The 20,587-nt window shown below is 67.0% G+C and carries 22 protein-coding genes; 9 read left to right on the top strand and 13 right to left on the bottom strand.

The annotated features are described in order from the left end of the window. Positions 1 to 31 precede the first annotated feature (31 nt). From ACKY0X_RS02930 to ACKY0X_RS02920, 3 genes are all read left to right on the top strand, one after another. The gene (locus tag ACKY0X_RS02930) at positions 32 to 1,507 is read left to right on the top strand and encodes a flavin-containing monooxygenase (protein WP_409428240.1); all 1,476 of its coding nucleotides are present in this window, start codon (positions 32 to 34) and stop codon (positions 1,505 to 1,507) included. 55 nt (positions 1,508 to 1,562) lie between these two features. Continuing rightward, positions 1,563 to 2,588 carry an NAD(P)H-dependent glycerol-3-phosphate dehydrogenase gene (locus ACKY0X_RS02925; protein ID WP_409428239.1) on the top strand — a complete coding sequence of 342 codons (1,026 nt, stop codon included), beginning with the start codon at positions 1,563 to 1,565 and terminating at the stop codon, positions 2,586 to 2,588. 140 nt (positions 2,589 to 2,728) lie between these two features. Then, positions 2,729 to 4,255 carry a SulP family inorganic anion transporter gene (locus tag ACKY0X_RS02920; protein WP_409428238.1) on the top strand — a complete coding sequence of 509 codons (1,527 nt, stop codon included), beginning with the start codon at positions 2,729 to 2,731 and terminating at the stop codon, positions 4,253 to 4,255. Between the two features lie 120 nt (positions 4,256 to 4,375). On the opposite strand, the gene htpX is transcribed toward ACKY0X_RS02920, so the two are convergent. Together htpX and grcC1 are read right to left on the bottom strand one after the other, a co-directional pair. After that, positions 4,376 to 5,224: a zinc metalloprotease HtpX gene (gene htpX / locus ACKY0X_RS02915; RefSeq protein WP_308485554.1), complete on the bottom strand. Its 849-nt coding sequence runs from the start codon at positions 5,222 to 5,224 to the stop codon at positions 4,376 to 4,378. Positions 5,225 to 5,297: 73 nt separating this feature from the next. Continuing rightward, the gene (gene grcC1, locus ACKY0X_RS02910) at positions 5,298 to 6,314 is read right to left on the bottom strand and encodes a nonaprenyl/(2E,6E)-farnesyl/geranylgeranyl diphosphat synthase (protein WP_409428237.1); all 1,017 of its coding nucleotides are present in this window, start codon (positions 6,312 to 6,314) and stop codon (positions 5,298 to 5,300) included. Between the two features lie 21 nt (positions 6,315 to 6,335). Here grcC1 and menJ point away from each other — a divergent pair, with 21 nt between their 5' ends. From menJ to ACKY0X_RS02895, 3 genes are all read left to right on the top strand, one after another. Next, the gene (gene menJ / locus ACKY0X_RS02905; RefSeq protein WP_409428236.1) at positions 6,336 to 7,565 is read left to right on the top strand and encodes a menaquinone reductase; all 1,230 of its coding nucleotides are present in this window, start codon (positions 6,336 to 6,338) and stop codon (positions 7,563 to 7,565) included. 124 nt (positions 7,566 to 7,689) lie between these two features. Then, entirely contained in the window at positions 7,690 to 8,364 is a 675-nt protein-coding gene (locus ACKY0X_RS02900; protein WP_409428235.1) for a class I SAM-dependent methyltransferase, read from the top strand. A gap of 14 nt (positions 8,365 to 8,378) precedes the next feature. Beyond that, positions 8,379 to 8,822 carry a nitroreductase family deazaflavin-dependent oxidoreductase gene (locus ACKY0X_RS02895; RefSeq protein ID WP_065041597.1) on the top strand — a complete coding sequence of 148 codons (444 nt, stop codon included), beginning with the start codon at positions 8,379 to 8,381 and terminating at the stop codon, positions 8,820 to 8,822. 68 nt (positions 8,823 to 8,890) lie between these two features. Here ACKY0X_RS02895 and ACKY0X_RS02890 read toward each other — a convergent pair whose 3' ends face one another. Next, on the bottom strand, positions 8,891 to 9,580 hold the full coding sequence (locus ACKY0X_RS02890) for a demethylmenaquinone methyltransferase (RefSeq protein WP_409428234.1): 690 nt from the start codon (positions 9,578 to 9,580) through the stop codon (positions 8,891 to 8,893). A gap of 37 nt (positions 9,581 to 9,617) precedes the next feature. Between ACKY0X_RS02890 and ACKY0X_RS02885 the strand changes: the two genes are divergently transcribed. After that, entirely contained in the window at positions 9,618 to 10,262 is a 645-nt protein-coding gene (locus tag ACKY0X_RS02885; RefSeq protein ID WP_409428233.1) for a DsbA family protein, read from the top strand. A 24-nt stretch (positions 10,263 to 10,286) separates the two neighbouring features. Here ACKY0X_RS02885 and ACKY0X_RS02880 read toward each other — a convergent pair whose 3' ends face one another. The 4 genes from ACKY0X_RS02880 to ACKY0X_RS02865 form a co-directional block, all read right to left on the bottom strand. Then, positions 10,287 to 10,484, bottom strand: a complete 198-nt coding sequence (locus ACKY0X_RS02880; protein ID WP_046283245.1) for an excalibur calcium-binding domain-containing protein — start codon at positions 10,482 to 10,484, stop codon at positions 10,287 to 10,289. Positions 10,485 to 10,626: 142 nt separating this feature from the next. After that, a complete protein-coding gene (locus ACKY0X_RS02875; protein WP_409429483.1) occupies positions 10,627 to 11,151 on the bottom strand; it encodes a DUF3592 domain-containing protein in 525 nt (174 codons plus the stop codon). Between the two features lie 2 nt (positions 11,152 to 11,153). Next, the gene (gene menD, locus ACKY0X_RS02870) at positions 11,154 to 12,806 is read right to left on the bottom strand and encodes a 2-succinyl-5-enolpyruvyl-6-hydroxy-3-cyclohexene-1-carboxylic-acid synthase (protein WP_409428232.1); all 1,653 of its coding nucleotides are present in this window, start codon (positions 12,804 to 12,806) and stop codon (positions 11,154 to 11,156) included. 10 nt (positions 12,807 to 12,816) lie between these two features. Next, entirely contained in the window at positions 12,817 to 13,647 is an 831-nt protein-coding gene (locus ACKY0X_RS02865) for an alpha/beta fold hydrolase (protein WP_409428231.1), read from the bottom strand. A gap of 71 nt (positions 13,648 to 13,718) precedes the next feature. Here ACKY0X_RS02865 and ACKY0X_RS02860 point away from each other — a divergent pair, with 71 nt between their 5' ends. Next, complete coding sequence (locus ACKY0X_RS02860; protein ID WP_409428230.1) at positions 13,719 to 14,408, top strand: sensor domain-containing protein; 690 nt, start codon at positions 13,719 to 13,721, stop codon at positions 14,406 to 14,408. Between the two features lie 99 nt (positions 14,409 to 14,507). On the opposite strand, the gene ACKY0X_RS02855 is transcribed toward ACKY0X_RS02860, so the two are convergent. The 6 genes from ACKY0X_RS02855 to ACKY0X_RS02830 form a co-directional block, all read right to left on the bottom strand. Next, positions 14,508 to 15,464 carry an o-succinylbenzoate synthase gene (locus ACKY0X_RS02855; RefSeq protein ID WP_409428229.1) on the bottom strand — a complete coding sequence of 319 codons (957 nt, stop codon included), beginning with the start codon at positions 15,462 to 15,464 and terminating at the stop codon, positions 14,508 to 14,510. Between the two features lie 153 nt (positions 15,465 to 15,617). Further along, positions 15,618 to 16,055: a hypothetical protein gene (locus tag ACKY0X_RS02850; protein WP_409428228.1), complete on the bottom strand. Its 438-nt coding sequence runs from the start codon at positions 16,053 to 16,055 to the stop codon at positions 15,618 to 15,620. Further along, positions 16,040 to 17,677 carry a hypothetical protein gene (locus ACKY0X_RS02845; RefSeq protein WP_409428227.1) on the bottom strand — a complete coding sequence of 546 codons (1,638 nt, stop codon included), beginning with the start codon at positions 17,675 to 17,677 and terminating at the stop codon, positions 16,040 to 16,042. Before ACKY0X_RS02845 ends, ACKY0X_RS02850 begins: the two co-directional genes overlap by 16 nt. 3 nt (positions 17,678 to 17,680) lie before the next feature. Beyond that, positions 17,681 to 18,019: a WXG100 family type VII secretion target gene (locus ACKY0X_RS02840; RefSeq protein ID WP_409428226.1), complete on the bottom strand. Its 339-nt coding sequence runs from the start codon at positions 18,017 to 18,019 to the stop codon at positions 17,681 to 17,683. 41 nt (positions 18,020 to 18,060) lie between these two features. Beyond that, on the bottom strand, positions 18,061 to 18,921 hold the full coding sequence (locus tag ACKY0X_RS02835) for an amidohydrolase family protein (RefSeq protein ID WP_409428225.1): 861 nt from the start codon (positions 18,919 to 18,921) through the stop codon (positions 18,061 to 18,063). A gap of 81 nt (positions 18,922 to 19,002) precedes the next feature. Continuing rightward, positions 19,003 to 19,551 carry a TetR/AcrR family transcriptional regulator gene (locus ACKY0X_RS02830; protein WP_046283239.1) on the bottom strand — a complete coding sequence of 183 codons (549 nt, stop codon included), beginning with the start codon at positions 19,549 to 19,551 and terminating at the stop codon, positions 19,003 to 19,005. Between the two features lie 80 nt (positions 19,552 to 19,631). Here ACKY0X_RS02830 and ACKY0X_RS02825 point away from each other — a divergent pair, with 80 nt between their 5' ends. Next, on the top strand, positions 19,632 to 20,579 hold the full coding sequence (locus tag ACKY0X_RS02825; RefSeq protein ID WP_409428224.1) for an aldo/keto reductase: 948 nt from the start codon (positions 19,632 to 19,634) through the stop codon (positions 20,577 to 20,579). Positions 20,580 to 20,587: the final 8 nt, after the last annotated feature.

Raw genomic sequence — 20,587 nt, 5'->3', positions numbered from 1 at the left:
CGGCCGCCGCTGCGTGCTTAGGCTGGGGCTCGTGACTACCGAAGAGGTCGTGGACGTCGTCATCATCGGAGCCGGCATCTCCGGTATCGGCGCGGCGTACCGCATCGCCGAGCGCAACCCCGGCACCCGCTACGTCATCTTGGAACGGCGTGAGCGCATCGGCGGGACCTGGGACCTGTTTCGCTATCCCGGGGTGCGCTCGGACAGCAGCATCTTCACGCTGTGCCTGCCGTATGAACCGTGGACCCGCCGCGAACGGGTCGCCAACGGCGACGAGATCCGCGACTACCTGACCGACACCGCGCGCAAGCACGGCATCGACGACCACATCCGGTTCAACCACCACGTCACCGCGGCCGACTGGGATTCGGCGACCGACACCTGGACGGTGACGGCGGACGAGAACGGGACGCAGCGGACCTACCGCGGCCGGTTCGTGTTCTTCGGCTCCGGCTACTACAACTACGACGAGGGATACACCCCCGACTTCCCGGGATCGGAGACGTTCGCGGGGACGCTGGTGCACCCCCAGCACTGGCCCGAGGAGTTGGACTACACCGGCAAGAAGGTGGTGGTGATCGGCAGCGGCGCCACCGCGATGTCACTTGTCCCGGCGTTGGCGCAGCGCTCCGGCCACGTGACCCTGCTGCAGCGCACGCCCACCTATCTGGTCTCGGCGAGCATGTACAGCCGCTTCGTTGACGTGGTCGCAAAGCTGTTGCCCCGCAAACTGGGTCACCCGATCATCCGGTTTGTGATGGCCCTGTTCGAGGGCTACGTCTGGTTCCTGGCACGCAAGACTCCCCCGTTGTTGAAGTGGATCCTGCGTCGCACGGCCGTGCAGAATCTGCCGCCGGGCTATCCCGTGGACACTCACTTCAAGCCGCCGTATCAACCGTGGGACCAGCGCCTGTGTCTGATTCCCGACGCCGATCTGTACGCCGAGATCAGCGCCGGGCGGGTCGAGATGGTCACCGACCGGATCGACCACTTCGACGCCACCGGGATCGCCTTGCAGTCCGGGTCGCATCTGGATGCCGACATCATCGTCACCGCCACCGGCCTGCAGTTGCAGGCACTTGGCGGAGTGCGGATCAGCTTGGACGGCACCGAGATCAAGTCCACCGACCGATTCGTCTACAAGGCGCACATGCTCGAAGACGTGCCGAATCTGTTCTGGTGCGTCGGCTACACCAACGCCTCCTGGACGTTGCGTGCCGATATCACCGCCCGGGCGACCGCCAAACTGCTGGCGTACATGGCTTCTCGCGGCTACACCCACGCCTACCCGCACCTCGGCGACGAGCCGATGGCCGAGAAGTCGGCGTGGGACATCCAGGCCGGCTATGTGCTGCGCGCGCCGCATGCGCTCCCGCGGTCGGGCACCAAGCGGCCGTGGAATGTGCGGCAGAACTACTTCGCCGACGCCCTGGACTTCCGGTTCGACCAGATCACCGAATCAATGGTGTTCGGGCGGGCCGGGGAGGCGATCCCGCTGGCCGGATAGCACCGAGTTCACCAACTGGCGGTGCAGCGGCGGCGACGGCAATACGCTGTCGCTCATGCCTGCTGCTACTCGTACACCCAATGTTGTCGTGCTCGGAGGCGGATCGTTCGGTACCACGGTGGCGTCCATCTGCTCGCGCCGTGCACCGACGCTGCAGTGGGTGCGATCGGAGGCGACCGCCGCCGACATCAACGACAACCACCGCAACAGCCGTTACCTGGGCAACGATGTCGAACTGTCCAGCACGCTGCGCGCCACCACCGATTTCGCCGAGGCCGCGCACTGCGCTGACGTCGTCGTGATGGCGGTACCGTCGCACGGCTTCCGCGGAGTGCTCGAGGAGTTGGCCACCGAGCTGCGCCCCTGGGTGCCGGTGGTATCGCTGGTCAAGGGTCTTGAGCAGGGCACCAACATGCGGATGTCGCAGATCGTCGACGAGGTGTTGCCCGGGCATCCGGCCGGCATCCTGGCCGGCCCGAACATCGCCCGCGAGGTCGCCGAGGGGTATGCCGCGGCGGCGGTGCTGGCCATGCCCGACCCGGGCCTGGCCTGCGAGCTGGCGTCGCTGTTCCGCACCAAGCGATTCCGGGTCTACACCACCGACGACGTGGTCGGGGTCGAGATGGCCGGCGCGCTGAAGAACGTCTACGCGATCGCGGTCGGCATGGGCTATTCACTGGGAATCGGGGAGAACACCCGGGCGCTGGTGATGTCGCGCTCGGTGCGCGAGATGGCGAAACTCGGCGAGGCGATGGGTGGAGCCCGCGACACTTTCGCGGGCCTGGCCGGGATGGGCGACCTGATCGTCACCTGCACCAGCCAGCGCAGCCGCAACCGTTATGTCGGCGAGCAGCTGGGTTCCGGCAAGCCGATCGACGAGATCATCGCGTCGATGAATCAGGTGGCCGAGGGGGTGCGGGCGGCCAGCGTGATCATGAAGTTCGCCGCACAGTATGGGCTGAGCATGCCGATCGCACGCGAGGTCGACGGGGTGATCAACCACGGTTCGACGGTGGAGCAGGCCTACCGTGGGCTGATGGCCGAGGCGCCCGGACATGAGGTGACCGGCCCTGGCTTCTAACTGTACGGTTCCTGTGGATTCGCTCCCAATGTGTAACTTATGTTTACTTCCTGGACATGTCGCATTCCGTATTTGGCAATAAGGCATGAATAACTTCTCTGCATCTCAGCAATATCTTATGAGGGCAGGGGAACTACCGGATGCTGACCGCGCAAGCCAACGTCAAATCACGAATCAAGTCACGAACAGCCTGGTCCCGCTCGGTTCTGCGGTATGACCTGCCTGCCTCCCTGGTGGTGTTTCTGGTCGCTCTGCCACTGTCACTGGGTATCGCCGTGGCTTCGGGCGCACCGGTGCTCGCCGGTCTGATCGCCGCGATCGTCGGCGGAATCGTCGTCGGCGCCCTGGGCGGCTCACCGCTGCAGGTCAGCGGGCCGGCGGCCGGGCTGACAGTCATCGTCGCGGATCTGGTGGGGCGCTTCGGCTGGAAGGTGACGTGCGCTATCACCGTCGGCGCCGGGGTGCTGCAGGTCCTCCTGGGGCTGAGCCGGGTGGCGCGGGCCGCCCTGGCGATCTCGCCGGTCGTGGTGCACGCGATGCTGGCCGGAATCGGCATCACGATCACCCTGCAGCAGCTGCTCGTCCTCCTCGGCGGCCGGTCGGCGAGTTCGGCCTGGGAAAACCTCGCCAAGCTGCCGGAAGGGCTGATCGAGTCGCATGGGGCCGAGCCGATCCTGGGCATCCTGGTGATCATCATCATGCTCGCCTGGCGATCGGTGACGGGTCCGCTGGGCCGGATTCCCGGACCGCTGGTCGCGATTGCCGGAGCAACGGTGCTGTCCTTGGTCTTCTCGCTCGAGGTGCGTCGCATCACCCTGGACGGATCACTGCTGGATGCCGTGCAACTGCCCGCGCTGCCGGACGGCAAATGGGCTGCCGCCTTGGTCGGGGTGGTCACCGTGGCGTTGATCGCCAGCGTGGAAAGCCTGCTCTCGGCGGTGTCGGTGGACCGGATGCACACCGGGCGGCGTACCGATTTCAACCGTGAACTGATCGGGCAGGGCACCGCAAACGTCGCCTCGGGCATGCTGGGCGGGCTGCCGATCACCGGGGTGATCGTCCGCAGCGCCACCAACGTCAACGCCGGCGCGAAGTCGCGGGCGTCGGCTTTCCTGCACGGCGTGTGGATTCTGCTGTTCGCCTTGCCGTTCGCTGGCTTGGTGCAGCAGATTCCGACTGCGGCGCTGGCGGGCCTGCTGATCACCGTCGGGGTCCAACTGATCAAGATGATTCACATCGAGACGGCCTGGCGCAGCGGCGATCTCATCGTCTACGTGGTGACGGTGGCCGGCGTGGTATTTCTCAATCTGCTACACGGGGTGCTCATCGGGTTGGCGTTGGCGATGGCCTTGACCGGGTGGCGGGTGATCCGGGTGAAGGTCACCGCAGTGGGCAGCGGCGACGACTGGATGGTCACCGTGTCGGGCACGTGCACCTTCCTGGCGCTTCCCCGGCTGACCAACGTGCTGGCACAGATTCCCGCCGGCGCGCACGTCACGCTCGCCATCAAGACCACCTACATCGATCACGCCGCCGAGCAGGCCATTGAAGATTGGCTGCGGCAGCACTGCATTACCGGCGGTACGGTGCTGGTTCCCAGTGAATCCGACTCCACGGCGGACGCAGCCAACCCGTGCGCCTCGTGCGCACCATCGAGGCGGGGGTGAGATGAGTTCGATTCAGGAAGGGCAATTCCAGACAGCGGCCGATGTTCGCGCGACCCCCAAGCGCGGGTGCGAAAGCGGCAAGTGGGGCACCGGGGTGTGGGGGCCAGCAGGCGGACCGCGTTAGCCGCGGGCCATGTCCTCCAGGCGCCGAATCCGGTCGGCCATCGGAGGGTGGGTGGCGAAGAGCTGACCGACCTTCTCCCCCGCGCGGAACGGGTTGGCGATCATCAGGTGTGACTGGCTGGCCAGTTCCGGCTCGGGCGGCAGCGGGGCGGCCTGGACACCGTCGGAGATCTTGCGCAGCGCGGACGCCAGCGCCAGCGGGTCACCCGAGAGCACGGCACCGGATTCGTCGGCCTGGTACTCGCGCGACCGCGACACAGCCATCCGCACCACCGAGGCCGCCAGCGGACCCACCAAGGCGACCAGCAGCATCGCCAGCGGATTGCCGTCGCGGCGGTTGCCCATGAACATCGCCATGTTGGCCAAACCGGTGATCACCGAGGCCAGCGCGCCGGCCACACACGAGATCAGGATGTCGCGGTTGTACACGTGCGACAGCTCATGACCGAGCACCGCGCGCAGCTCACGCTCGTTGAGCAGCCGCAGGATTCCGCTGGTGCAGCACACCGCGGCGTGGCGCGGGTTGCGGCCGGTGGCGAAGGCGTTAGGCGCGTTGGTGTCGCTGACGTACAGCCGGGGCATCGGCTGGTGGGCGGTGGTGGCCAGCTCCCGGACAATCCGGTAGATCTCCGGCGCCTGCACCTCGGTCACCGGCTGGGCCCGCATGGCCCGCAGCGCCAGCTTGTCGCTGTTGAAATAGGTGTAGGCGTTCATTCCCACGGCGAACAGCACCGCCACCCACATCATCTGCGGACCGAACGCCCGGCCCACCAAGACGATCAACGCCGACATCACGAACAGCAGAAAGAACGTCTTCGCCGTGTTGTGGTGCGGGTGCCAGGTCATCGACTTCCTCCTTGGAGAACGACCATCGTGCTCATTAAACGCCGCCGAGGGCGCACGAGTTCCGCAATCGTGGTCAGCCGTGCCGGTTGACGGTGTAGTCGACCAGGCTGGCCAACGCCGCCCGCCCAACGCAGTCGGGCAGCTCAGCGAGCTCCGCGCGGGCCTGCGCGGCATAGTCGGCGACCGTCTGCTTGGCCTTGACCATGCCGGCCGACGCCCGCAACAACCCCAGCGCCTCTTCGACCGCCTCGTCCTCGGTGACCGGGCCGGCCAGCAGCACACGCAGCCGCTCGGCGTCGGCACCGGTGTCCTGCAGCGCGTAGAGCACCGGCAGGGTGTGCACGCCCTCGCGCAGATCGGTGCCGGGCAGCTTACCGGACTCATCGGGATCAGAATCGATGTCGATGATGTCGTCGGAGATCTGGAAGGCGGTGCCCACGATCCCACCCAGGCGGGCCAGTCGCTCGACCTGGCCGTCGTCGGCCCCGGAGAACGTCGCACCGAAGCGGCCCGACGCAGAGATCAGACAGGCCGTCTTCTCGTAGACGACCTTGAGGTAGTGCTCTATCGAATCCACACCTTCGGCCGCCCCGCGGGTCTCGCGCATCTGTCCGGTCACCAGCTGAGCGAACGTCTCGGCGATGATCCGCACCGCATCCGGACCCAGCCGCGACACCAGCCGTGATGCGGTGGCGAACAGATAGTCACCGGCCAGGATCGCGATGTTGTTGCCCCATCGAGCATTGGCGCTGGGCGCCCCGCGGCGGATCTGCGCCTCATCCATCACGTCGTCGTGGTACAGCGTGGCCAGGTGCACCAGCTCGATCACCGCGCCGGCCACCGTCACCTGCCAGGCGTCCGGCTCGGGCCCCAGCTGCGCCGACAGCACGGTGAACAGCGGACGGAACCGCTTTCCGCCGGCGTCGAACAAGTGCGTCACGGCCTCGGTCATCAGGCCGTCGCCACCGCGCAACTCGGTGTCCATCAGCTCCTCGATGCGGGCAACCCCATCGCGGACCCGGTCCGCGAAACCCGGGTCCCCCAAGCCGCTGAAATCCAACCCCGCCACCACGTTCGCCGGTGTCCTCACGGCTCCAACATACTGGTCACTGTGAGTTCGCAGGCTGATGTGGTGGTGGTCGGTGCGGGACCGGCGGGGTCGGCGGCAGCCGCCTGGGCGGCGCGAGCGGGCCGCGACGTGCTGGTGGTCGATTCGGCGGCCTTCCCTCGGGACAAGCCGTGCGGTGACGGACTGACCCCGCGAGCGGTCGAACAGCTGGAGTTACTGGGGCTCGGTGAGTGGCTGGACAGCCATATCCGGCACCGGGGTCTGCGGATGTCCGGCTTCGGCGGTGAGATCGAAGTGGACTGGCCCGGCCCCTCGTTCCCGTCGACCGGCAGCGCGGCGCCGCGTACCGAACTCGACGAACGCATCCGCAAGGTCGCCGAGGAGTCGGGTGCCCGAATGTTGTTGGGCGTCAAGGCCATCGGCGCGCACCACGACGCGGCCGGACGAGTGCGGTCGGTGGCGTTGGCCGACGGCACGGAGGTCGCCTGTACGGCGCTGATCGTTGCCGACGGGGCGCGCTCCACGCTGGGCCGCGTGCTGGGCCGCCAGTGGCATCAGGAGACGGTGTACGGGGTGGCCGCCCGCGGTTACCTGGCCTCGCCGCGCAGCGACGAACCATGGCTGACATCGCATCTGGAGCTGCGATCCCCCGAGGGCGAAGTGTTGCCGGGCTACGGCTGGATCTTCCCGCTGGGGAACGGCGAGGTGAACATCGGCGTCGGCGCGCTGGCCACCGTCAAACGGCCCGCCGATGTGGCGCTGCGGCCGTTGATGTCCTACTACGCCGACCTGCGCCGCGAGGAGTGGGGATTCGAGGGCCCGGTGCGTGCGCCGGCCAGCGCGCTGCTGCCGATGGGCGGCGCGGTCTCGGGTGTCGCCGGGCCTAACTGGATGCTGATCGGCGACGCCGCCGCCTGCGTCAACCCACTCAACGGCGAGGGCATCGACTACGGCCTGGAGACCGGGCGGCTGGCCGTCGAGCTACTGGAGAATGCGGGCAGCGCCGACCTCACCCAGGCGTGGCCGGAGTTGCTGACGACCCACTACGCGCGCGGGTTCTCGGTGGCACGACGACTGGCGCTGCTGCTGACGTTCCCCCGGTTCCTGCCGGCCACAGGCCCGCTGGCGATGCGCTCGACGATGCTGATGCGGGTGGCGGTGCGGGTGATGGCCAACCTGGTCACCGACGACGACGCGGATCTGGTGGCGCGGGCCTGGCGCGGCGGGGGACGGCTGTCCCGGTTGATCGACCGCCGCCGCCCGTTCTCCTAGCGCATTTTCTCCCTGCGAGCAGACGCGTAGGCCCCTGAATCAGCGGGTTCTAGGGGGCCTACGCGTCTTCTCGCCGAATATCAGGACCATTGACATATATCAGGGGCGTTGATATACCGGAGTAATGAGCGATTCATTGGATCTCCAGTTCGACGCCGCCTACCGTGGCGAATCCGAGCAAATGGGCTTGGGCGCCAAACCACCGTGGAGCATCGGGGAACCCCAACCCGAGCTGGCCACACTGATCGAGCAGGGCAAATTCCACGGCGATGTCCTTGACGTCGGCTGCGGCGAGGCCGCCATCTCGCTGTATCTGGCCGAACACGGGCACACCACCGTGGGCCTCGACAGTTCACCTACCGCCATCGACCTGGCCCGACGCGAGGCGGCCAAGCGCGGCTTGACCAACGCCTCCTTCGAGGTCGCCGACATCAGCGACTTCTCCGGCTATGACGGTCGCTTCGGCACCATCGTCGACAGCACGCTGTTCCACTCGATCCCGGTGGCAGCGCGCGAGGGCTACCAGCGCTCCATCGTGCGCGCCGCCGCGCCTGGGGCGTCGTACTTCGTGCTGGTCTTCGACAAGGCCGCCATCCCCGAAGGCCCGCCGTTCGCGGTGACCGCCGACGAACTGCGTGAGGTGGTGTCGAAGTACTGGGTGGTCGACGAGATCAAACCGGCCCGGCTGCATGCGGTCTTCCCCGACGAGTTCCCCGGATTCGGCGGCGTCCCACTGCGCGACGAGCGAGGCGGGCGCAAGTCGGCCGCGGGCTGGTTGCTCTCGGCGCACCTGGGCTGACGGGGGGCGCCGCCATGAGTGACCCGAAGCCGCCGCGCTGGCTCAAACCGGTCAACAAGGTGATGATCGGCCTGCAGAAGCTGGGCATCCCGACGGGGCCGCCAATGGTGTTGACGGTGCCGGGCCGCAAGTCTGGCCAGCCGCGCAGCACCCCGATGACGCCGTTCACCGTCGACGGGCAGCTCTACACGGTGGCGGGGTTCCCCAAGGCCGATTGGGCACTCAACGCCCGGGCGGCGGGGGCGGGCCTGCTGCGCCACGGTCGCCGAGAACGGCCGGTGCGCATCGTCGAGCTGTCGGCGGAGGCGGCGCGCCCGGTGTTGCGGGCGTTCCCAGTGCAGGTCCCCGTCGGCGCCCGCTTCCTCAAGCAGGCCGGCCTGGTGGACAAGGGCACCCCCGACGAGGTCGAGGCACTCGCGGGCCGGATCGCGGTGTTCCGGTTCGACCCGGCGACTTAACCCGCGAACAGACGCGAAGGCCCCCAAACCAGGCGCTTTTTGGGGGCTTTCACGTCTGCTCGGCGAAATTAACCGGACTTGATCGCCGAGTGCAGCGCGACGATGCCCCCGGTGAGGTTGTGCCAGCTCACGTCCGTCCAGCCCGACGCGCCGATCTGCTGGGCCAGCGCGGCCTGATCCGGCCAGGCGCGGATCGATTCGGCAAGGTAGACGTAGGCCTCCGGGTTCGATGACACCGCGCGTGCCACCGCCGGCAGCGCCCGCATCAGGTACTCCTTGTACGCCGTGGCGAACACCGGCACGGTCGGGGTGGAGAACTCGCACACCACTAGCCGGCCTCCGGGCCGAGTCACCCGGGCCATCTCCCGCAGGCCCGCCGTGTGGTCGACGACGTTGCGCAACCCGAAGCTGATCGTCACGGCGTCGAACACCTCGTCGCCGAAGGGCAGCTTGGTGGCATCCCCGGCGACCTTGGGCACGGGCCGGCCGGCACCGGCGGCGAGCATCCCCACCGAGAAGTCCGCGGCCACACACCAGGCACCCGAACGGGCCAACTCCACCGTCGACACCGCGGTGCCGGCGGCCAGGTCGAGCACCTTCTCCCCCGGCTGCAACTCGAGCGCTTTCCGGGTGGCCTTACGCCAGGAGCGGTCGCGTCCCAGCGACAACACCGTGTTGGTCAGGTCGTAGCGGCGGGCGACGCCGTCGAACATCGACGCCACGGCGTGCGGGTCTTTGTCCAGGTTGGCGCGGCTCACCCGGTCGACGGTACCCGCCTCCGATAGGGTTGCTGGAATGCGGTCTTGGCTGGGCACATTGGCAGCACTGGTGGTATTCGGCGGCGCGTTAGCGGGGCCGGCTTTCGGCGAACCCAGCGTGCCGGGCGCCGCGCTAAGCCCCGACCACTTCGGCGTGCTGGTCGGTACCACCTCGGCCCCGGTGCAGCTGGAGATCTTCTGCGATCCGCAGTGCTCCGAGTGCGCCAAGTTCGAAGCAGCCTCCAGTGACGCCCTGAGCCGGCACCTGACCGCCGGCGACGTCGCGGTGACCTACCGGTGGATGACGTTTCTGGATGCCCGGCGCAAAAACGACACCTCTGCGCGCGTCAGCAACGCGTTGATGGCAGCGGCCGATCCGGCTACCTCGGCCGGTGCCTACCAAGCGTTCGTGACCGACCTGTACCGCCACGGCGGCACACCCACCGTGGAGGACATCGCGACCACCGCGCGCGAAAGCGGCCTGCCCGACCACGTGGTGGATCGGATCGCCGCCGGGCAGCAGGTCGTGGACGCCACGTCGATGAACGCGTTCAATCGCGTACAGCTGCTGTCGGCGAACCCGGAGAGCCCCGGCACCCCGACGGTCTACGACCTGACGACCAAGACCGTGGTGGACACCGACGACGCCGGCTGGCTCGACCGGCTGGTGAATGAGCGCTAGCCGGTCAGCGCTGCCCACCGCTGTTTATTCGCAGGCGATTCCGTCACCATCGCGGTCCAGCGCCCTGCGGTAGCCGGGCTCGCCCTCGCGAATCGGCGCCGCACCGGCCTTACGGGCCTCAGTGCAGTTCTTGTAGTACGGCTCTGCAGCGGCGACGGGAGTGGTTGCGATACCCACCCCGAACGCGAAAATGCCTGCAAGCACCACAGCGCGACGGATCATTAAACGTCTCCTCACCGTTGAGGGCCATCGTGTGGCAGTAAACGAACAACGCGAAATCCGCAGCAGCCTAACAAGCACTTTGGCGATCGTCAGCAAAAATCGGCGTTCGCGTGAATTTGAGGACTTTTGGCCCAACCCCGCGTTACGACTGAGTTCTGGCCCACCGTCGTTCGACGACATTGCATCCCGCCAACGCCGCGATCCCGATCAGCCAGGCGATCACCGCCACGGATCCGGCCGGGATGACCGCCAGTACCGCGGTACGGTGCTGGACCCGCACCAGATCCGGATCGGACTTGTCATATTCGACGTAAATCCGCATCCCCGTTGCCAATTCGGAGGGATACAGGACACCGAGCTCGGGGCGGTAAGTGATCCGCTCCGGCGTGACGAACTCGATGGTGGAGCGCCGAAAGCCCGCGTTGAGCACCTCGGCCTCGGCCACGCCCATGTCGCGCTCGATGGTGATGTCGTTGCGCCACGCCCCCGCCACCAACAACACCGACTGCAATGTCACCAGCGACACCAGGATCACCACTGCGGTGCGCGCCCACCGCAGTAGGCGTGCGGGCCAGGTGTTGCGGGGCAGTGCGCCGTTGCCGCGAACCAAGGTGCGCAGCAACGGCTTCAACGTTCGATAGGCCCTATTGGACCGGTAATCGGGCAGTCTCACAACGCGGCCTTGATCGCGGCGTGCAGTGTCCGCAGGGATGAGCGGTCGGCCTTGACCTCGAGCACCCGCACGCCGCCGGCGGGCTCGGCGAGCGCGGAGGCCAGGTCGTCGGCCTCAACCTGCTGGAATTCGACGTGATAGGCATGGCACAACGCCGCGATGTCGACGTCATGGGGCGTGCCGAAGATTCGCGACGAGACATCGGCGAACCGTGGATCTCCTTGCTCCAGCAGCTCGAAGATGCCGCCGCCGTTGTCATTGGAGACCACGATCGTCAGCTCCTGGGGCCTCGGTTCGGTAGGCCCGATCAGCAGTCCGGAGCTGTCGTGGACGAACGTCAGATCCCCGATCAGCGCAATGGTGCGGGCGTCGGGGTTCTGCTGCTCGTGAGCCAGGGCCGCACCGATCGCGGTGGACACCGTGCCGTCGATGCCGGCAACCCCGCGGTTGGATCGCACGGTGACGCCGCGGGCGCTCGTGGCATTGCCCAGCCCGACCAGGGCGGCGTCGCGTACCGGGTTCGAAGCGCCCAGCACCAACTGATCCCCGGGGCGCAGTGCGTCGGCCACGGCGGCGGCCACGTGCAGACCGGTGGTGAGCGGATGCGCCGCCAACTGTGCGCGCACCGCGACATTGGCCTGGGTGTTCAGCTCCGCGCAGCGGCGCAACCAAGCCGGATCCGGTTCCCCGGAAGTGACGGCCCGGGTGCCGGTGGCCTGCGAGTTACCCGACACGTCCGGCCAACGAGGCCCGGTGGTCAGCGCGTACACCGGCACGCTCGGGTCGGCCAGCAGCGTCGACACCGGACGATGCAGGGTGGGCCGGCCGGCCATGATCACCTGGTGCGGGCGCAGCAGCGGCAGCGCTAGCGGGTGCAACGGATTCTCCGGTATCGGGGCCGTCGGCTCGGCGACGGTGGGCAATGCCGCCAGGTTCGGGTGCGGCCCCGCGCCGTGCCCGGCGATCACCACGGTGTCCGGAGACAGGTCGATGTCCAGCGGCTGGTCGAAGCTGACCGGCGGCGTCAGAGTCCAGGGACGCCCGTGTGGCCGGCCCGGCGGCAGCGATCCCGTGTCATCAGGATCGGGCACCAGCGGCTCACGCAACGGGATGTCGAACTGCACGGGGCCAGCGTTCGCGGTCCGAGATCCGGTGGCAGCGACCAACACTCGGCACACGGCCGAACGCCAGGTGGCGTTGAGGGCATCCATCCGCTCAGGGGCGTCCTCGGCCAGCCCCAGGCTGATTGCGGCGCGCACCTGGGTGCCGAAGTAGCCGAGCTGCTCCATAGTCTGGTTGGCGCCGGTACCCAACAGCTCGTAGGGACGGTTGGCGCTCAGCACGATCAGCGGCACCCGCGCGTAGTTGGCTTCGACCACCGCCGGCCCCAGATTGGCCACCGCGGTGCCCGAGGTCATCGCCACACACACCGGGGCACCGGCGCTCACCGCCAGCCCGATCGCCAGGTACCCGGCGGTGCGTTCGTCGATGCGCACATGCAAACGCAGTCGGCCGGCCCGGTCGGCGTCGTGCAGCGCGAAGGCCAGCGGCGCATTGCGTGATCCCGGGCACAGCACCACGTCGCAGACACCGCCGCGAATCAGCTCGTCGACGACGATGCGGGCCTGTGCCGTCGAGGGGTTGGTCATTGGTACCAGGTTAGTCGTGCGCCGCAGGCATCGGCGCCCACCGGAAGGGCTTGCCGTCGACCTCGGCGAGGAACTCCAGGGCTGCCTTGTTGACCTGGTCGGGCTTCTCGATGAAACCGAGGTGCCCGGCGTCCGGGATTTCCAGGTAGCGCGCGCCCGGGATCGCGTCGGCGACCTCGCGGCTCAGGTGCGCCGGGGTCACGACGTCGTCGCCGAAACCGATCACCAGCACCGGCTGGGTGATGTTGGCGTAAGCGGGCAGCCGGTTGGTCAACGGCGCCACGTCGAGCTGACAACGCAGCCCCGGGGTGTTTTTGACCGGCCACATGGTGAACATCGCGATCCAGTCCTTGATCGCGGCGTCATCGCTGAGCGTCTTGGGTGAAAAGCTCTCCAGCAGACGCACTTTGGCCTCATACTCGGCGGGAAGCTCGACACGGGCCTCGGCGAGCTTCGCCTCGGCCTGATAAAAGAACTCCCGGGCGCGATCGTGGCGACCACGGGTGGCCATCAGGACAGCGGATTTCACCAAGTCGGGCCGGGCCAGCATCAATTCCTGGGCGATGAACGAGCCCATCGAGACCGCAACGATGCGGACTGGGCCGATGTTGAGCGATTCGATCAGCTGGGCGGTATCGGCCACCATGGTTTCGGTGGTGAACCCCGAGGCGTTCTCGGTAGCACCGATGCCGCGGTTGTCGAAGGTGATCGGGCGGTATCTGGCGAGCTGGAATTCGCGCACCTGATGCAGGTGCCAGCCGCGACCGGCGCCGCCACGCCCGGCGATGAACAGAACCGGCTCCCCATCCTGATTACGGTCGTCGTAGGCGAGGTTGGTCACCAGAGTGAAGGTACGCGACCCGTCGACGCTTTATGGTGTCAGGATCGCAACTGCGCAGCTGGGGGACGGTGATGCGAATACGGAGCCTGGGGCTGGCATGCGTGCTGGTGCTGGCAGCCGCCGTCATGGCCGACTGCGCACGGGTGACCGGCGGCGTGGCGGTGCCAGCCGACCAGGACGGACCACGCCCCGTGACAGCTGCGATGCTGCCGGAACTGTTACTGAAGGCGACCACGGTCAGCGACATCATGGGCGCACGCGGTATGCGCATCAAAGACTCCCGGACGCGGATGTTCGATTCCGGCCGCCAGTTTCCCGACCACGGCTGCCTGGCGGCGTGGATGCCGGTCGAGAAGTCGGTGTATACCGATGCGGACTGGACCGCGACCCTCACCCAAACCCTCAGCGAGAGTGCACAAGACCACTTCGTGATTCAAGCCGCGACGGTGTTCGCCACCCGCGATGCGGCACGCAGTTTCTTCGATGCGACCGCCCGCGGTTGGAACTCCTGCGGCGAGCGGACATTCGCGACCGCCAAGGACGGCTACCCGGACACGTCTTGGACGTTCGACACGGTCGCCGATGTCGACTCAACGGTGTGGATGACCCAGCACCAGGACGACAGCGCGGGCTGGTCGTGTCAACGGGCCCTGCGGGTGACCAACAACGTTGCGATCGACGTGCTGGCGTGCAAGCTCTACGTCAGCGACGAAGCCGTCACGATCGCCAACGGGATCGACGCGCGACTGCCCAGCGTGTGAGCCTCTGGCCGCAAGCCCGTGCCGTGCACCGCGCCGAGCGTGCGGTTTAGTAGGCGTTTCCGCGGTTCTGCCTACCAAAACGCACACTCGACGAACGATTCAGCGGTCACCCAGCAGCGGGTGGCAGGCGCGGACCCGGTCGATCCACCACTGGCGTCGCTGCGGCGAAGCGGCCAGGGCATGTAGGCGAGCGGGGTCCGGAGCTACGGGCTGTACCGACAGGTAGCCGTCCTGTTGTGCCGGTGTCTCGGCGATGTCGTCGACGAACAGCGACCCGGTGCCCAGCCCGCAGGCGTGCCGCAGTTCCGGCAGCGCGGCCGCTGCCCGCAGGCCGGTTGCGATGCCGACCGCCGAGTCGATCGCGCTGGAGACCACCACCGGGATGCCGATCTGCTCAGCGATCTTCAACAGCGCTGAAATGCCGCCCAATGGTGCGACTTTCAGCACCGCGATATCGGCGGCCCCAGCCTTCAAAACAGCCAGGGGATCGGAGGCTTTGCGGATGCTCTCGTCGGCGGCCACCGGCGTATCGATGCGACGACGCAGCTCCGCGAGTTCGGCCACGGTGGCGCAGGGTTGTTCGAGATACTCCAATGCGCCCAATACCTTTGCCGCCTCAACCGCCTGATCGAGCGTCCAGCCGCCGTTGGCATCGACGCGCACGATGGGGATGAGCGCGCGGACGGCTTCGACGCGGGCGACGTCGTCGGCCAGGGTTTGGCCCGGTTCGGCGACTTTGACCTTGGCAGTGCGGGCGCCAGGGAACCGGGCCAGCACCTCGGGAACTCGTTCGGCGTCGACGGCGGGCACGGTCGCGTTGATCGGAATGCGGTCGCGGAGGGGTTGCGGCAGTTGGCAATAGGCGCTCTCGAGTGCGGCAGCCAGCCAGTGCGCCGCCTCGGGCGGTTCGTATTCCGCGAAGGCGCCGAACTCTCCCCAGCCTTCCGGGCCGTCGATCAGGGCCACTTCGCGCACCGTGATGCCGCGGAACTTGACGCGCATCGGCAGCGCCACCACGTGTAGGCGGTCAAGGATGTCGTCTAGAGGCGGCGGCATCGGTCTATGGTGCCGGTCGGGTGGTGAGGTGCGCTACTAGCCGTCGTTAGTTCGCAGTCCGACTGGGATGGAACGGACTCCGAGCTCCTCGGACAGCCGATCGATCTCGACCTGAAGTTCACGGAGTTGCCGTCGAATGAAGGGACCACTTCATCAACTCTGCACGATACCCGTGCGCGCCGAATCCAAGTCCTCTGCTATGCGCCGAGTAAGCCATTCGAGGCGTTTCGACGTCGTGTCGCAGGCTGCACGCTCCTCGCGAAGCTTCCGCACAAGCACCTCTAGCGGCAGATCAGCTGTGTCTGCGAAATCGCTGAGGTGGCGCCACTTTTTCGATCGACCGTAGGCGCCAAGCTCATTCGGTGCGCCCAAGGGAGCGATCATCGCATTGATTTCCCCCTCGCGTGAATAGTGGTAAACCTGAATCTTGCAGTCAGGACCGCGGTAATAAGCAACCGAGCTCGTCAGCCCCCCCTCGTCAACGACCTCATCAACCTCTTCGACCGCGAATCCCAGTCCCGAGAGGAAAGGATCCACAATTCTCCGGACTTCTTCTATGAATTCGTTTACCAACATCAACCCTTCACCCATGCGTTGCCAACTCGCTGATAGCCGTACTCTGGCGCGTTCACTACCAGGAACTCAATCTCTCTCGCGGAGAACGAGTCTGGAAACTTCAGAAGAACGGACTCAAGTGACGGGCATTCGTCACTCAGGACGTATTCAATGCGGGACACGCCGCTTTCCATTTGGGTAAGCAGGAACTGTTCGTTTACTTGCCACGCAAGGTTGTCCGCTTGGGACGTGCCGAGCCCACTGGTGAGCGCGTCCCATGTCGAACTCCCGGTGTCGAAGTAGATCCCACCGTTGGCCCTAGCCTCGCCGATGTAGCCGCCCTCCTGACCGTCGAATCTACCCAGGACTACCCGGTCCGGATTGGGGCCGACGTAGTGGGTCGACATGCCAGCGACTTCCTGACTGAGACCTGCCGTCGGCCCTCCGTGCAGACTTGCATGATTGAGGTCCATCGCCGAACCTTCCGCCCAGGGATGGTAGGCGGCCGAGGTATCGAGACCGATCTCCGCGTACGACGAAATGGCTGGCCCGGTGTCGAGTACGCCAGGGCCGATGTCGCCGAGCCCTGCCCGGACCAAGGCACCCTCCCCAGCGAACGGAAGGGTGACCGCGGCGGAACCGGCGTCGAAGGTCTTCTCGCCGAGGTAGTAAGCGAGGCTGGGCGCCTCGAGCGCCTCCTTGATTTCTGCCACACCGACACCGACGGGGTTGATCATGGCACTACCCACGCCCTTGGCCATTCCGCCCCAAGATTCCAGAACACCCGGGGCGCCCGGCCCACCCTGACCCAGCAGGTTCTTGACGGCTTGTTCGGTGGCTCTCCAACGGTCACCGAGTCCGTCGCCGTAGCCGGGTGCCGCGGCCCGCTGCGTTTCCGGGGGGATATAGCGCGGCAGTGGCTGTTGGGCGGCGACCACGGCCGCGTTGATCCGCGCCTCGATCTGATCCGGCGGAACCCCGTCATTCGTCAGCACCTGCCGGGCCAGGACTTTGAAGGACTCCACGTCCGTGGGATTCGACGGCACTGGAGGGACCGAGCCACCGCCCTGCCGCGTCTGATTCAGCAGCCACGACAGACTTCCGGCCGCCGCATCACCGGATGCGCGAACCTCCCTTCTCGGCATCGGCGGGCCGAATATCGCGCGACCGTCCGCGTTGACCTTGGTGTCGCCGACCACTGCCCGGATGGCGGTGGCCAGATCCTGATCGGTCCTGCTGGCGTCGGCCATCAGCTTGGTCAGCCGACGTTGCAGGGCGTCGAAGACGCTACGCTTCTTGTCGGTGACCTGCTCGCTTAACCGTCCATCCGAACTGATGGACCAGTTGTTGCTCGCCGCAGTTGATTTGATGGATGACCATTCCGCCTTGCACGCCGAGACCTCAGCCCGTGCGGCATGGAAAGCGCTGGCGATCGCGGTTGCCTCTGTCTGATGCTCGGTGATGTCAGCGCGGTGTTTGCCCAACTCTCGGCGGAAGGCGTCGCCGCCGTGGCCCTCCCAGTCCTTGAGCCCCTTGCCGGCATCGCCCAACGCCCCGCCGAAGTCGGCCTTACGCGCGGAGCGTTCCGTGGCGATCTCGAATGCCGTGTCCAGGGTTTCGAGATTCCACTTCTCGATGCCGTCGGTGGTGATCGTCATGCGCTACGAAGCGCCGGTTCCTTTGGGAACGAGCACGGTGAACATCCTGGCGTGCTCCTGCTCCATCGCCGTATAGCGACGACCGCCCTCACGCATTACTTCGGAGAACGCGCTCACCCGCCCGTGCAACCCCGCGTCGGCCGCCTCCCAGTGCGCAGCCAACTCAGCCAGAGCCTCCGCCGAGCTTCCGGCCCATGCCGTGGCACATTCCCCCAGGTAACCGGCGTGCCGGGCCGAGAATGTGTTTGCCACATCGGTCGCGTCGGCCACTCGCGAGGCGTGGGTATCCAGCAGCGCTGGTTGCACTGAGATCATGGCGGGATCAATCGGCACCGAAGCCATGCTCACACCTCCCGTTGGAGCCCCGAGCAAAAGCTAGCAAGTTAACCGCAATTACCGCCAGTCACCTGCACTGCCGCGTTCTCACCACCCAGCTTGAACACCCGCTCGGCGTTTCCGCCCAGATAATCCACCCGGGCCTGATCATCGAGGCCGAGCTCATCCAAGCCGTCCAAAGCATGGGCGTGCATGATCATCGGATAGTTGGTGCCGAACAACACCTTTCGCTGACCGGTGCGGGTGCGCATGAACCGGATCAACTCATCCGGGAGCCGTTTGGTGGTGTAGGCGGAGGTGTCGATGTAGACGTTCTCGTGCTTGCGGGCGACCGCCACCATCTCCTCGGTCCACGGATAGCCGACGTGTCCGCACACGATCACCAGCTCCGGAAAGTCCAGTGCCACTTGGTCGATGTAGGGAATCGGGCGACCGGTTTCCGACGGTCGCAGGGGGCCGGTATGCCCAACCTGGGTGCAGAACGGCACGCCGAGTTCTACGCATTCAACGAACAGTGGGTAGTAGCGCCGATCGGTGGGAGGCGCATTCCACAACCAGGGCACCACGCGCAGTCCGACGAATCCGTCGTCGCGGACCCGGCAGCGCAGTTCGCGGACGGCCTCCATCGGACGGTCCAGGTCGACGGCGGCCAGTCCCGCGAACCGATTCGGGTGCGCTCGAACCCATTCGGCGACTTCCTCATTGGAGACCAGGTCCATGCCGTTGGGACCGCGCCAGGCACTGAGCAGCCCGAAATCCACGCCCGCGGCGTCCATCGCCGACACGGTGGCCGCGATGGGGATCTCCTCGTCGGGCATCGCGCCGCCGGTCCAGCGTCGCAGAGACGCCAGCATGTCGTGGTCGAGGAACCGCCGGGTCGGGTGCTGCATCCACACGTCGATAGTCATCGTCCCCACCGTAGACAGCTCGGGCTTATGCGGCGGTCCCAGCTTCGCCTCTCCTTCGTCGAGCCTCGCTGAACCACCGGGTCAGCCGGTGGCGGCCACTCCGGCAACGAGCAGATCCAGCAGGCGCCCGGTCTGCTCGGGTGAGCCGCTGGTCAAGAAGATGCCGATCAGGCTCGACACGACGTCGTCGGCTCGCACGTCAGCGCGCAGACTGCCGTCCTGCGCGCCGGCCCGCAGCAGCAGATCGACCGCGCCGACGATGCGCTCGCGTGTCTCATTGGGCTCCATCGCGCCGGACTCGACGATGGCGCGCAACGACTCGGCCATCCCCCGCTTGGCCGCCACGAAGCCGGCGTAGCGATCCATCCAGCGGCGCAGCGCCACCTTCGGCGGGTGGCCGGTGACCAGCTGTTCGGCGACGGCCGCGACGTCCCCCAGTTCAGCGCGGTAGACGGCCTCGACCAGTGCCTCGCGATTGGGAAAGTGCCGGTAGAGCGTGCCGATACCGACACCGGCGTCGCGGGCGATCGATTCCAGCGGAACCGGGCTCCCGTCGGAGCCGCCGAACGCGGCGGCGGCGGCCGCCAGCAGCCGCTCTCGGTTGCGGCGGGCGTCGGATCTCCCAGCCAAAGCGGAGGAACCTCCGTTTCTGTTACGCTGCCTAAGCGGAGGGACCTCCGCATCTCTACGAGTGTCTCATTAGGAGCACCATGACAGACCAACTCCAGCCCGGCGGCCTCGGCCGAATCGGCACTCCGGCCGTGGCCCGCGTGGGCTACGGCGCCATGCAGCTCGACGAGAACATCTCCACCGAAGACGCCCTCGCGGTCCTGCGCCGTGCGGTCGAGTTGGGCGTCAACCACATCGACACCGCGTCCTTCTATGCCGGCGGCGAGGTAAACCACCGCATTCGTAAAGCACTGGCGCCCTACCGCGACGAGCTGGTCATCGTCAGCAAGGTCGGTGCCGCCTACACCGGCGTCGGCCCGGTGCCGCTGACCGCCGCCCAGAAGCCCGCCGAACTGCGCGCAGCGGTCGAGAGCGACCTTCGCCAACTGGGTCTGGACACCGTGCCGGTGGTCAATCTGCGGCGCTACGACCTCGGCCCCGCCCCGGCGCCCGAGGGCGATCAGAACGTCGACCTCGACGACCAGCTGGCCGAGATGATCGCGTTGCGCGACGAGGGCAAGATCGCGGCCATCGGTATCAGCAGCGTGGGACTGGAGGTGCTGCAGCGGGCCCTGCCGGCCGGGATCGTCTGCGTGCAGAACGCCTACAGCCTGCTCGACCGCACCCAGGAAGACGCGCTCGACTTCTGCGCCGACGAAGGCATTGCCTGGGTCCCGTACTTCCCGCTCGGCTCGGCGTTCCCCGCCTTCCCCAAGGTCACCGACCACGCCGTCGTCCGCGAGATCGCCGACGAAACCGGTGCCACCCCGGCCCAGATCGGGCTGGCCTGGCTCTTGACCACCTCGGACAACACGCTGCTGATTCCCGGCACCGGATCGATCGCGCACCTGGAAGAGAACATGAAGGTGGCCGACATCGTGCTCAGTGACGACGCCATCGCCCGACTGGACGCGATCACCGCTCCCGGGCAGGGGCCGGACTACGCCGCGAGCCTGCGTGAAGCGTTCCGGCAAGCTCCGGCAACCTGACGCCGCCG

The sequence above is a fragment of the Mycobacterium sp. SMC-11 genome (assembly GCF_046250095.1).
GTDB classification, from domain to species: Bacteria; Actinomycetota; Actinomycetes; order Mycobacteriales; family Mycobacteriaceae; genus Mycobacterium; species Mycobacterium heraklionense_A.
The sequence above is the reverse complement of the archived record's forward strand: the minus strand, read 5'-3'. Positions and strand labels throughout refer to the sequence as shown.

Excerpts from the sequence above, each read along its gene's own strand:
- menD (WP_409428232.1), bottom strand. The coding sequence starts at position 12,806 with ATGACCAACCCCTCGACGGCACAGGCCCGCATCGTCGTCGACGAGCTG.
- ACKY0X_RS02860 (WP_409428230.1), top strand. The coding sequence starts at position 13,719 with ATGCGAATACGGAGCCTGGGGCTGGCATGCGTGCTGGTGCTGGCAGCC.
- ACKY0X_RS02850 (WP_409428228.1), bottom strand. The coding sequence starts at position 16,055 with ATGGGTGAAGGGTTGATGTTGGTAAACGAATTCATAGAAGAAGTCCGG.
- ACKY0X_RS02925 (WP_409428239.1), top strand. The coding sequence starts at position 1,563 with ATGCCTGCTGCTACTCGTACACCCAATGTTGTCGTGCTCGGAGGCGGA.
- ACKY0X_RS02920 (WP_409428238.1), top strand. The coding sequence starts at position 2,729 with ATGCTGACCGCGCAAGCCAACGTCAAATCACGAATCAAGTCACGAACA.
- ACKY0X_RS02835 (WP_409428225.1), bottom strand. The coding sequence starts at position 18,921 with ATGACTATCGACGTGTGGATGCAGCACCCGACCCGGCGGTTCCTCGAC.
- ACKY0X_RS02885 (WP_409428233.1), top strand. The coding sequence starts at position 9,618 with ATGCGGTCTTGGCTGGGCACATTGGCAGCACTGGTGGTATTCGGCGGC.
- ACKY0X_RS02900 (WP_409428235.1), top strand. The coding sequence starts at position 7,690 with ATGAGCGATTCATTGGATCTCCAGTTCGACGCCGCCTACCGTGGCGAA.
- ACKY0X_RS02825 (WP_409428224.1), top strand. The coding sequence starts at position 19,632 with ATGACAGACCAACTCCAGCCCGGCGGCCTCGGCCGAATCGGCACTCCG.
- ACKY0X_RS02880 (WP_046283245.1), bottom strand. The coding sequence starts at position 10,484 with ATGATCCGTCGCGCTGTGGTGCTTGCAGGCATTTTCGCGTTCGGGGTG.
- ACKY0X_RS02895 (WP_065041597.1), top strand. The coding sequence starts at position 8,379 with ATGAGTGACCCGAAGCCGCCGCGCTGGCTCAAACCGGTCAACAAGGTG.
- htpX (WP_308485554.1), bottom strand. The coding sequence starts at position 5,224 with ATGACCTGGCACCCGCACCACAACACGGCGAAGACGTTCTTTCTGCTG.
- ACKY0X_RS02840 (WP_409428226.1), bottom strand. The coding sequence starts at position 18,019 with ATGGCTTCGGTGCCGATTGATCCCGCCATGATCTCAGTGCAACCAGCG.
- ACKY0X_RS02845 (WP_409428227.1), bottom strand. The coding sequence starts at position 17,677 with ATGACGATCACCACCGACGGCATCGAGAAGTGGAATCTCGAAACCCTG.
- ACKY0X_RS02855 (WP_409428229.1), bottom strand. The coding sequence starts at position 15,464 with ATGCCGCCGCCTCTAGACGACATCCTTGACCGCCTACACGTGGTGGCG.